The sequence below is a fragment of the Duganella sp. CF517 genome (genome assembly GCF_900110275.1).
GTDB lineage: Bacteria > Pseudomonadota > Gammaproteobacteria > Burkholderiales > Burkholderiaceae_D > Rugamonas.
In genome coordinates, this window is sequence record NZ_FODC01000004.1 from 622,180 (window position 1) to 633,503 (window position 11,324).

11 protein-coding genes are annotated in these 11,324 nt (G+C 66.8%); 3 read left to right on the forward strand and 8 right to left on the reverse strand.

Translation table 11 applies throughout. The annotated features are described in order from the left end of the window. Positions 1–48: 48 nt before the first annotated feature. From BMX85_RS18775 to BMX85_RS18805, 7 genes are all read right to left on the reverse strand, one after another. Entirely contained in the window at positions 49–1,059 is a 1,011-nt protein-coding gene (locus BMX85_RS18775; RefSeq protein ID WP_090321620.1) for a protein phosphatase, read from the reverse strand. A gap of 119 nt (positions 1,060–1,178) precedes the next feature. Continuing rightward, positions 1,179–1,673, reverse strand: coding sequence for an SH3 domain-containing protein (locus BMX85_RS18780; protein WP_090321625.1), 495 nt, complete (start codon positions 1,671–1,673; stop codon positions 1,179–1,181). Between the two features lie 10 nt (positions 1,674–1,683). Beyond that, positions 1,684–3,267 (reverse strand): hypothetical protein, encoded by a 1,584-nt coding sequence (locus BMX85_RS18785; RefSeq protein ID WP_090321628.1) that lies wholly within the window; start codon positions 3,265–3,267, stop codon positions 1,684–1,686. Positions 3,268–3,270: 3 nt separating this feature from the next. Then, on the reverse strand, positions 3,271–5,751 hold the full coding sequence (locus BMX85_RS18790; protein WP_090321632.1) for an FtsW/RodA/SpoVE family cell cycle protein: 2,481 nt from the start codon (positions 5,749–5,751) through the stop codon (positions 3,271–3,273). Further along, entirely contained in the window at positions 5,751–6,788 is a 1,038-nt protein-coding gene (locus BMX85_RS18795) for a serine/threonine-protein kinase (protein WP_090321635.1), read from the reverse strand. The genes BMX85_RS18790 and BMX85_RS18795 overlap by 1 nt, the downstream gene beginning before the upstream one ends. Positions 6,789–6,899: 111 nt before the next feature. Next, complete coding sequence (locus tag BMX85_RS18800; RefSeq protein ID WP_229210559.1) at positions 6,900–7,331, reverse strand: glycine zipper domain-containing protein; 432 nt, start codon at positions 7,329–7,331, stop codon at positions 6,900–6,902. 167 nt (positions 7,332–7,498) lie between these two features. After that, positions 7,499–8,029: a GNAT family N-acetyltransferase gene (locus BMX85_RS18805; RefSeq protein WP_090321641.1), complete on the reverse strand. Its 531-nt coding sequence runs from the start codon at positions 8,027–8,029 to the stop codon at positions 7,499–7,501. Positions 8,030–8,162: 133 nt separating this feature from the next. Here BMX85_RS18805 and BMX85_RS18810 point away from each other — a divergent pair, with 133 nt between their 5' ends. Next, on the forward strand, positions 8,163–9,596 hold the full coding sequence (locus tag BMX85_RS18810) for a M20/M25/M40 family metallo-hydrolase (RefSeq protein ID WP_090321646.1): 1,434 nt from the start codon (positions 8,163–8,165) through the stop codon (positions 9,594–9,596). Between the two features lie 21 nt (positions 9,597–9,617). Here the strand turns inward: BMX85_RS18810 and BMX85_RS18815 are convergent, their stop codons facing one another. Beyond that, positions 9,618–10,469, reverse strand: coding sequence for an MBL fold metallo-hydrolase (locus tag BMX85_RS18815; RefSeq protein WP_090321649.1), 852 nt, complete (start codon positions 10,467–10,469; stop codon positions 9,618–9,620). A 125-nt stretch (positions 10,470–10,594) separates the two neighbouring features. Here BMX85_RS18815 and BMX85_RS18820 point away from each other — a divergent pair, with 125 nt between their 5' ends. Beyond that, positions 10,595–10,834 carry a hypothetical protein gene (locus tag BMX85_RS18820; protein ID WP_090321653.1) on the forward strand — a complete coding sequence of 80 codons (240 nt, stop codon included), beginning with the start codon at positions 10,595–10,597 and terminating at the stop codon, positions 10,832–10,834. Between the two features lie 63 nt (positions 10,835–10,897). Then, positions 10,898–11,299, forward strand: a complete 402-nt coding sequence (locus BMX85_RS18825) for a hypothetical protein (RefSeq protein WP_090321656.1) — start codon at positions 10,898–10,900, stop codon at positions 11,297–11,299. Positions 11,300–11,324: the final 25 nt, after the last annotated feature.

Sequence of the window (11,324 nt, forward strand, 5' to 3'; positions counted from 1 at the left end):
TAAGGCACATCCGGCGATCAGGACGCAACACTTACCCCTCGTCAAGGCTCAAAAATGCGGCGGGATTGATGCGGCCGGTAGTGCCGTTTCGTCAAGATTGCGGATCTCCGGCGGCGGTGCCGGTTGTGCAAAACGCAGCACAATGGCGGTCACGTTGTCGATGTGGAGGTTGGCCGGCGGATGGTCGGCGTAATCATTGAACAACGCATCGAGCGCGGCGCCGGCGGAGTGGCCCGGCCCGACCATCAGCGCCGGCCAGCGCGCGGTCCAGGGCAGCGGGCGGCCGCACGACCAGAAGCCGTCGGTGGCCAGCAAATAGGTGGCGTCGGCGCGGACCTCGACCGCGCGGCGGTCGGACAGCCGGCGCAGGAACGGCGGCAGGTTGGCCGCGTCCAGCGGCAGCAGGCCGTCCTCCAGCAGCTGCGGGTTGGCGAAGGCGTTGCCGAGGATGTAGGCCTGCGAGATTTGCGGGCGGTGCTCGCCGTGCACCTGCTGCCACCATTCTTGTTCGCCCAGCAGTCCGTGCATCGCGAAGCAGGTGGCCGGCACATGGTCCACCGTCAGCGGCCGCACGGTTTGGGCGGTGATCTCGTACAGCCGCGAATCGCCGGCGTGGTACAGCATCGGCGCCTGGCCGGGCGGGATTTCCAGCAGCGTGAGCGTGGTGCCCGGACGGCGGAAGCTGTCGGTATCGCCGGGTTGGCAAAAGCGTTTCTGGAGTTGGTCGTGCAGCCGGTCCAGGTGCGCGCACAGTTCCTCCAGCGTGCCGCACGCGGGTACGCGCAGCAGTCCGTCGGCGACCGCCTCGGCGGCCTCGCGCCCGTGACCGTGGCCACCCATGCCGTCCATCACGGCCACGCGCACATGGCCCTGCGGCCATTCCTCGATAATAGCCGACTGGCCGGTTTGGTCGCGCAGGAACACCGCGCGTCCGGCGGCGTCGACGACCAGTAGGTTGTCCTGGTTTTCCGGCACTTGCAGCTTACTGATGCTGGCGCTGCTGCGGGCCGCGATATCGAGCCCGGGGCCGAAGTCCAGCATGTCGGTGATTCTTGTCATCGTGGCGGGCGGCGCGGCGCGGAGTCCGAAAGGCCACAGCTTAGCTGAAAAACCCACGCCTGCGGACGCGGGTGGTGAAGCGTGCGCGGACTGCAATGAAGGCTCGATGCGTGGAGGCGTCATTCGCCGCCCCGGCGCAGCCACAAGCTGCTGACCCAGCCCGTTTGTTCACGGCCGTTCGCGCTGGTGGTGACCTGCCACCAGTCGCCTTCGCGCACGCCGGTGGGCGTGACGGTGGCGCCGGCAGCCACGGTGGTCAGCCGCGCCGCGCTGACGCCGGAGGCGGCGCGCACGTTCAGGTCGCGGTGCACCTGGAAGGCCCGGCCGGCGATGAGTTCGGGCGGAAGTGACGCAGGCCCGGATGTCGTCGCCGACGCGGCGGCCGGCGGGTGATTCGTGGCGCCGTCCAGCGTGCCCGCCGCAACCGGCCGCGTACCCTGCGCCGCGTACAGGATCAGGCTACCGAAGCCCCATGCGCCGACCACCATGATCAGCAGCGCGCGTGCATTGGCGCGGCGCCACCATTGGCTTGGCGTCAGGTAGGCGGCCAGGAAAAGCGTGATCGCCAATCCCGTCGCGAACGCGCAGACCGTGTAGAGTTTTGCCGTTTCCATCGGGGGCCCCCTAGGCGTCGAAGCGCAGCACGTAGTGGCCCGCCACCAAATGATGACCGGCTGGCAGCGTATAGGGCGCGTCGGCGCCCGTATCGCCGATGCTGGCGACGAACTCCATCTTTTCGTCCAGGTGATACAGTCCTTGGGTGGCGGTCAGCCGGCCGATTTTATAGCCCTCCGATGTCGCTTCAAAACTGAAAGCGTTGCGCGACAGACCGATGCGATCGGCACTGGCGGCGTTGACGCCGTCGGCGCGCTTGATGAAACGGGGCGAGTCGAGCAAACGCAGCGCCGACAGCATCGGCGAGTTGCGTCCGAAGGTAAAGCGCGCGCCGCCGGCGACCGCCGCGCCAACCGGCTGGGCGAGACAGAGCAGGGCGCGATAGCGATCGGCCATTTCGGGCGCCGCCGGCAGCAGCCGGATCGCGCGCCCGTCGACCGGGGAGAACGTCGACGGCGCGTCGATGCGCTGGCGGCCTTCGGCGGTGCAGGCATACAGTTCGTCGGCCGCGTCGACCAGGAAACTGATGACCGGCGCGGCGTCGGCCGACAAGGCCAGCGAGCGGTCGAACGGCAGTTCCAGCGTCTGCGCGCCGGTGTCGCGGTAGCGGCTCAGGCGGGGCAGCGCCAACGCCACCAGGCTGACGCGTTGCCGGGAGACCGGCGCGTAGGTGGCGTCGCTCTCTCCCGGCTTGTTGACCGGCTTGTGGCTGACCGGGACGGCCGTCAGCTCCAGCGGGGCGCCGTCGGCACGGCTTTGCCAGACCGCCGGCTTGGCCGGCGTGGCGTGGGCGGCAGGCGCCTGCGCGGGCGCCGGGTTGATGCGGAAGCCCTCTTCGGCGCTGGACTGCACGCCGACGGGCGCGCCCGAGGCACGGGCGATCTTGAGCATCAGGCGTGGGCTGCCGCCCGGCGCCTCGCGCAGGGATTTGACGGTGTAGTAGCCGCTGCGCGGATCGAAGCGGCATTCGAAGGCATCCTTGGGGCGCATCTGCACCACCGGCGCCGCATCGGGACCGTCGTTGATGATCAGGATCGCGCCTTCGGGGCCGAACGGCCAGCCGGTGGCGGTCACGCTGGCCGCGCCGCCTTCGCCGCCGATCAGCGCCAGGCGCTGGTTCGGATAGATCGCGCACACCGGATGCCAGATCGCGCTGTCGCGCGAAACGCTGACGTTGAAGAGGATTTTCTCGTCGGCCGCCGGCAAGTACACGGCATGGCCGAACTTGACCTCGATCTCGCCCGCCGACAGCGCCTCGGTGCCAACGACGTCGTAGCGTACCTGGTCGCCGCCCAGCAGATCGCCGAAGTCCTTCTGATGCAATGCCGTCAAGGTCTGCGCCAGGTCGCGGGCGCGGGCGCCGCGCGTGAGGTGGTAGTCGTCGTCGACATCCTCCTGCGGCAGCATCAGCGTCACATGGGAGAAGCAGCGGGTGGCGGCGCGGCCTTTGTGCTCGCGCGGGCTGCGTTCCAGCAGGTCGCGTAGCAGCGGACGGCGCGAGAACAATGCCAGGCCGGGAGCCTGCCAGATCGCCTCGCCGTTGAAAACGTCGGGAATACGGCCCAGGACTTCGTGTTGGACATAGATCGGCATGATTCAGTCTCCTTCTAAAGATTGCGCGCTGATGGCACTAAACGCTAGCAGGGGGCAGAGGAAAAACAGCAGGTGGCTGCCGCCGGCCGACAGAAAACTCATCGGCTGCCCCATGATCGGGAAGATCGCCAGGTTGGTCCCCCACGACAGCAGGAAGTGACCGAGCACGAAGGCGCCGCCGCCGCACAGCGCGAAATAGCGGAAGCGGCCGGACCACGCCTGGCGGAAGTTGCGCGCCGTGGCGCCGGCGTGGTGGGCGCGCAGCGCGGTCAGCACGATACCGGTCAGGAAGGCCGCCTGCACGCCCCACAGCAGCAGCGCTCCGGCCAGGCCGTGGCGATTGATGAAGAAGGTGGCCGCGAAGTCGTCCTGCACGGCGGGGATCTGCACCACGCCGCCGGCCGACTGGCCCAGCGCGCGCAGGCCGAGCCAATGGTCCGCGCCCAGCCAGCCGCCTTCGCCGATGGCGCGCGCGCCGAGCAGCAGCTGCTGGCCGGTGTGGGGATGTTCGGCGGGATTGAGCCAGACAAGGAAGCGGTCGGCATAGAAGCCCCAGCGGATCAAATCGTCCGTGCCGGCCAGGCGCAGATAGGCCACGGCGCCTACGGCGAGCAGCGATACGGCGATCAGCGCGGCCGTCAACAGGCGGTGGCGGGCGGCGAGGGCATAGGCGAAAGCCATGGCGGTGCTCCAGACCAGCAGCAGGATCAGCGGCGAGAAGTCGTCGATCTGCACCAGCGACAGGCCGAGTAGCGCGACGAAGAGCAGGGCCGGCGCGATCAATTGCAGCCAGCGTGCCCGGTGGTCGGCCGGATGACGGGTTTCGCTATGCCAGCCGAAACGCAGCGCGAGGCAATGCGCGGTCAGCGCGGTCAGCGCCAGTTTGGCCAGTTCCACCGGTTGCAAGTCGAAGACGCCGGTTTCGTCGCCCCACAACACCTGCGCGGCCAGCGCCGCCAGCGCGATTGCGGCGAATATCGCCAATACCCATTCGATGGTGCGCTGCTGCAAATGGGCGGCGCGCGCGGCCTGGTATTGCGCCCACAGGCGCAGCAAGCCACCAAGGCCGGCGCCGATCGCCAGCATCGCCGCGCTTTTCTGGTAGTAGCGCAGCCACGAGGTTTGCGGCGCGCCGAGGCCGAGTTCCAATTGCGCCAGCAGGCCGGTGGCCAGCAGCACGACGCCGGCGGCGGTCAACAGCGTCAGACGGCCGGGGAAGGCCAGCCAAAGCAGCAGCGCGCAAGCGCCCAGCGCCATCGACAGCGCGGCGCCGGGCGGGATTCCCGCGCGTTGCGTAATCAGCGCTGCGGCGCCGGCGATCAGCAGGATCGTCGCGCCCAGAAATTTGGCGCCCGTGGCGGCGTGGCGCGGCCACAGGCCGGCCGGCGAAATCGCGCACGCTGCGCCAATGGCTACGCAGGCCAGGCAACCGGCGACGGCGAACCACAGGGCGTTGGCATGGCCGCTATTCCATAGGGAGCGCTGTTGCCACTGCCAGCTGACCGCTGCCGGCAGTTTCAGGTCCGGCACGTTAAACAAGCTGACATGACGGCTCGGCGTCAGGGTCAGCTGGTCGCGCGCTGGCGTCAGTTGGAAACGTGTATGGCCGACGATCATCGCGTTCACGCCGGCCAGCGACGCCTCCTGGCGGCGCAAATCGGTCTGGACGCCGTCGCCATGCACCAGCACCGAGGCGCGGTCGCCATCCGGATTGCCGGCGGAAAGCTCCAGCCGGCCGTTGGTGCGCGACAGTTGCGCCGCCCCCTGCGTGGTTTGGGCCAGTCCTAGGCGGTTGCCGCAATACAGATTGCCGCCGAATGATAGTGGCCGGGCGATCGACAGCATCATCGGCATGGCGCGGTTCCATAGCGATAACGCCCGCCCGGACAGGCGCGCGTCCGGGCAGCTGGATTGCGCATGGCCGTCGCGGTATAGCACGGCGCCGTCGTAGCGCCATTCATGACCGTCGCGGCTAAAGATGATGGTGTCCGGGTCCGAGGCGGAGACGTTGAAGACGGCGCCGTCGATCTGGAAGCTTTGCCGGGTGCGCAGCGCCACGCTGCCCATGCGCTGTTCGCCGCTGTCGCGCAGCAGGATGACCTGCTTGGACGGGCTGATATTGCGCAGCAGCCAGCCGTCCAGCGGATCGAGGCGCAGCGACAGGTGGCTGCGGTCGGTCTGCGGGGCGGCCAGTTCGCGCTGGCCCAGCGTGATGCTTTCACCGGGTGTCAAGGTGATGTCGATGGCGGCCGGCAGCCAGCTTGCAGGTGCGCGCAGAAGGGCCAACGCCTGCAAGCCGAAAAGGGCGGCCAGCAGGGCTAGGGTGGCGGCCAGGCCGATGTTTTGCGCCGCCCGCCGCACCAGCCTGCCGGCGGCACCCGCGATGGTCCCGCCGGCAGGCCGACCGGGAATCCAGGACAGCGGCGGCCTTTCGCCGGACGGCCCGCGTCCGGGAGCCCTGTGCAAACGCAGTGGAGTCGTCATCACGCCCCCTGGATATGGCGCCAACCGTTACTGGCGCTGGGACGGCGCATGGCATGAATCGGATCGGTGGGATTGAAGGCGCCCCGCGCCTGCTTCACTCCCTGGATCGCGTTGAGCATGCGGCTGATCTGGATCGCATGGCGCGGGCGCTTGGCGGGATCGATGTTCAGCAGGGCGCGCAACAGTTCCAGCGCCGGATCGCGCGCTTCGGCCGGTACCGCCAGGGCGAAGCGCGCCTCCTCCTCCGGCAGCAGGGCACCGGGAATCGCGCCGCCGTGGATCTGGCGCAGCAGGTCCGCGCCAGCGGTGTGGTGTTCGCGGTAGGCGTGGCCGCAATCGGCGCAGAAGCGCAGCGGCAGGCCGCCGGTCACCATGAAGTAGAACATCGCACCCAGCGAAAAATAGTCGCTGCGCGGACCGGTCGCGTAGCCGCCGCCATCGGCCGGGAAAAACTGTTCCGGCGCCTGCCAATTGGCGGTGCCGGCATACGAGTGGGCCTGCAGGCTGCCAAGGTGACGATTGGTGCCGAAATCGGCCAGCTTGACGGTGTGCGGATGCCGGTCCAGCAGCACGTTGGCCGGTTTCAGGTCAAGATAGCGCCAGCCATACTGGTGCACCTTGGCCAGCGCCTGATTGATCTGGGCGATCCAGCCGAGCGCCATCGGCAGCGGCACGGTGTCCTCTGCGCTTTTGAGGGCGGCCATGTGCTGGCCCAGATCCGTCGTCATCAGCTCAAGCGCGAGCACCGGCAGGCCTGCATGCCAGCCGCTATCGAGCAAGCGCACGATATGGCGCTCGTCCCATGGCTCCAGCGACTGCAGGAACGCGATCTCGTTGTTCGCGCAGTCCACCCATCGCTCGCGCTGGGCGGGCAGGGCGCGCGCCATCTGCTCTTGGTTGATCAACTTGATCGCCACGTCGCCGGTGGGACCGGGACCGCTGGCGCGCCAGATGATGCCGTAGGCCGATCCGCCGATTTGCTCGCGCAAGCGGTACTGCCCTAGTTCCAAAGCGATGATTGCGTCTGTAGTCGTCATGATTTCCCCTCGGCGCTGGCCGTCACGGCTAGCTAGCGGAGGGAGACGAAAAAAGTGAAAAAGGCGAAAAAAAAGCCTGTCGGTTGACAGGCTTTCTATTTTGGCTACGGATTAACGGTCGTAACGGTCATGGCGGTGGCCACGGTCGTGGCGCTCGCCATAGTAATAGTCACGGCGCGATTCGCGGTAGTACGGGCGGGCCGGTTCCACATACACCACCCGTGGAGGCGGCGCGTAGTAGCGTGGCGGTGGCGCGTAGTATACCGGGGCCGGCTCGTAGTAGACCGGCGCGGGCTGCGAATAGACGCGGGTTTCGACGTAACGGCCGCCGCGATCGTCGCGGTAGCCGCGATGACGGTCACCCGAGTTGATGCTGTTGCCGACCGCCGCGCCAACCAGGCCGCCGACGATGGCGCCGTCACGCCCGCCCGCGCTGTTGCCGATCGCGGCTCCCACCACAGCACCGGCCACCGTGTTGAACCCACGGTCGCTCGCGTAGACCGACGATGACACTGTCGCTGCGGCCACTAACGCTACAGCCATAAATTTTTTACTCAACATGGTGATTCCCCTTGCTGCGGCTCCGGATCGGAATGATTCGTTAGCCAGTGATCTCACTATAAACGTCCGGGGAAAAACCGCTATTTGTTATACACATCCTTACAAAGGGGGCGTTTTGGTAATGGCTTGTAACATTTAAAAGCTAAGCTTCAGAGGCGCCGGGCTTCCCACTCGGGCCGCAGCAGGCTGAATATCTGCACGTCCTGATACTGGCCGTTGATGAAGAAGCTCTGGCGCATCATGCCTTCGGCCGTGAAGCCGCATTTTTGCGCGACCCGGATCGAGGCCACATTGTCCGGCGTCGAGAGCAGCTCGAGCCGGTGGTACTGGTGAACGTTGAACAGATAATCGACCAGCAGCCCGCACGCCTCCGAGACATAACCGCGTCCGGACAATTTGGCGTCGAACAGGCGGTAGCCGATTTCGCGCGTCACCGGCGTGCGGCTTTTGAAGTGCGTGATGACGCCGACGATGTGGTGCAGGCTGTCCTCGATGACAAACAGTTCGCTGTCGTCGGTGACGAAGCTGTTCTGCATGAACTCCTTGCGCAGCGTCTCGGGCGATTTGAAATGCAGCGAGAAATGGTCGCCGCGCGAGGGCAAGTCGTTGACCAGCGCGATGAAGGTGTTCAGATCGGTGCTGACCAGATGGCGCACCGTGCAAATTCGACCCTTGAGCATAGGCGCTTTCTGGAGGTGTAAGGGGACATGGTAGTGCAGCGTCGATGACAAATCAATATGGATGACAAGCGCGCCACGATCGGTTATCGTTTGATTCGTTCTTGCAACTCACCCACTCTTATACAGGACCCGCATGAAATCCGCCTTTCCGTTCAAACTGTCCCTGACCATCCTTGCCGGCTGCATGCTGAGCGCCGGCGCCATCGCAGCTCCCGCCAACGATCCGGCGACCCTTGCCCGGATACGCGACAGCGCGATGAAGGAGGATTGGGCCTATGCGCGCCTGGCCGACCTGACCGACCTGGTGGGGCCGCGCCTGTCCGGCTCCGCCGGCGCGGCGGCGGCGGTCGAGCAGGTGGCCGAGGCGATGCGCAGGATCGGCGCCAAGGTCACGCTGCAGCCGGTCAAGGTGCCGCACTGGGTGCGCGGCGTGGAGACGGCGGAACTGGTCGACTACACCGGGCGTCCGGCCGGCGTGACGCAGAAGGTGGTGCTGACGGCGCTGGGCGGATCGGGCGCCACGCCGGCCGCCGGCCTGACCGCGCCGGTGATCGTGGTGCGCGATTTCGACGAGTTCAAGGCGCGCGCGGCGCAGGTCAAAGGCAGCATCGTGTTGTTTGACGTCGCCTTCGACCAGGAGATGGCCGAGCGCGGGCACGCTGGTCCGGCCTACGGGCGCGGCTCGAACTTCCGCGTCAACGGTCCCAAGCTGGCGGCGGAGATGGGCGCGGCGGCGGCCCTGGTGCGCTCGGTCGGCGGCGCCGACTACCGCATTCCGCACACCGGCGTCACCGGCCTGGTCGACGGCGCGCGCATTCCGGCGGCCGCCGTGACGGCCGAAGACGCGATGCTGATGACGCGCTTGACGGCGCGCGGTCCGATCAAGATGCATCTGACGCTGACGCCGCAGAATCTGCCGGACGCCGACAGCTACAACGTCATCGCCGACCTGCCGGGCAGCGACAAGGCCGACGAGGTGGTGATCGTCTCGGGCCACCTCGATTCGTGGGACCTGGCCACCGGCGCCCATGACGACGGCACCGGCGTCGCCGCCGCGATGGCGGTGATCGACACGCTGAAAAAGCTGGACCTTAAACCGCGCCGCACGATCCGCGTGATCGCCTGGATGAACGAGGAAAACGGCACCCGTGGCGGCAAGGGCTACTTCGAGGCCAACAAGGATAAGCTGGAACGGCACTTCGCCGCGATCGAGTCGGACACCGGCGGTGGCCGTCCGTTCGGCGTGATCGGCAGCGTGCGGCCTTCGGTGGTGAAGTATTTCGCGCCGCTGCAAAAGTCGCTGGAGCCGATCGGCGCGTCGATGTTCGACCGCCGGGATGTGACCGGCGCCGCCGATACCGGGCCGCTGGAACGCGCCGGGGTGCCGGTGTTCATGCCGCTGGTCGATGCCAGCAGCTATTTCAGCTACCACCACACGCCGGCCGACACGCTGGACAAGGTCAATCCGCTGGAGCTGAAGCGCCACGTGGCGGTGATGACGGGGCTGACCTGGTATCTGGCCAATATGGACGAGAACATCGGCCGCACGCCGAAGCGCGACGATTAACGTCGTGCCGCCGCCGCGAGTTTAAAAAGCGTTGAGCGGTATTTTCAAATACCGCACGCCGTTTTCCTCGGCCTCCGGCAGTTGCCCGGCGTTGATGTTGACCTGGATCGCCGGCAGGATCAGCACCGGCATGTCCAGCGTCGCGTCGCGCCTGGTGCGCATCTCCACGAACTGTTCCTCGGTCACGCCCGCGCGGATGTGGATGTTGTTTTCGCTTTGCTCGGCCACCGTCACCTCCCAGCGCGCCTCGCGGCCGGCCGGTGGATAGTCGTGGCACATGAACAAACGCGTTTGCGGCGGCAGCTCGAGCAGCCGGCGCACGGAGCGGTACAAGGTGGCCGCGCAGCCGCCGGGGAAATCGCAGCGCGCCGTGCCCACGTCCGGCATGAACATGGTGTCGCCGACGAAGACGGCGTCGCCGATCTGGTAGGCCATGTCGGCCGGCGTGTGGCCCGGCACATGCAGCGCGCGCGCCTGCAAGGCGCCGATGGCGAATACCTCGTCGGGCTGGAACAGATGGTCGAAGCTGCGCTCGATGCCCGGCCGCTGCGGGAACATCCGCGCGAACGCTTGCTGCACTACCGCGATTTGGGCGCCGATGCCGGTGCGCCCGCCCAGCTGGCGCGACAGATACGGCGCCGCCGACAGGTGGTCGGCATGGGCGTGCGTCTCCAGCAGCCAGACGGCCTTCAGGCGGTGCGCGCGGACGAAATCGACCACCAGATCGGCGGAGGCGGTGGAGGTGCGGCCCGATTTCGGGTCGTAGTCCAGCACCGAGTCGATGATCGCGCAGTCGGCGCCGTCGTTTTGGTACACGACGTAGGTGACGGTGCCCGTGTTTTTGTCGTGGAAGGCTTGTATAAGTGGCTTCATCCGGTCATTATAATAAAAAATCATAACGATTACCCCACTCGCATGTTTTTTCGCCGAAAGATCCCCAGGCGTGCGCGTCGGCGGTATCTCTTCATGATAGTCTGTCCTAAAATAAGGAGTCAGTCATGGATAAAATTCACTACAAAGGCTGGGAAATCATCCCGACGGCCTTGCCGACCAGCGACAACAAATGGAGCGCGAGCTGCGACATCGAACGCGCCAACGCCAACGGCGTCGAAGTGTTCGAGGGCGCGACCATGCAGTTCGTCCGGGACAGCGAGGACGAAGCCATCGCTGCCGCCTGCGACGAAGCTATCCGGCAAATCGACAATATCATCGCCAACCCGCTGGTGCGACTGGCTTAAGGGCGCCTTGGCGGCACCCAGGCGGCACTTAGCGTCGCTGGCGGCTTGTGCTACCATAGGCGCATGACCCTGTTCCGAACCCTCATCGTGTGGCTGATGCTGCTGGCGCTCCCTTATCAGGGCTACGCGGCGGCAGCCATGATGCCGTGCGCGCCGGCCGCGCCGGCGGCGGCAGGGCACATGGCGATGCCCGATGGTCCGCACGACCACGCGGCGATGATGGCCGCCATGCAGGATCGCAGCCAGCAAGCGTCCCCGGACCAGCCGGATCATGCCGGTCATTCCCACGGCGGCATCAAATGCGGCGGCGCGGCCTGCTGCGTCGCCGGCGCGCCGTTCATGGCGCAGACGATCGCCGTGCCGGTGCTGCCGGCGGTGTCCTCCGCCATTCCGTTTTACTCCGAATTCCCCCGCGCGGTCGATCTGGCCCACCCCGAACGTCCCCCTCAAGGCAATTTCGCCTGACCCCGCGACAGCTCCGTCCACGAGC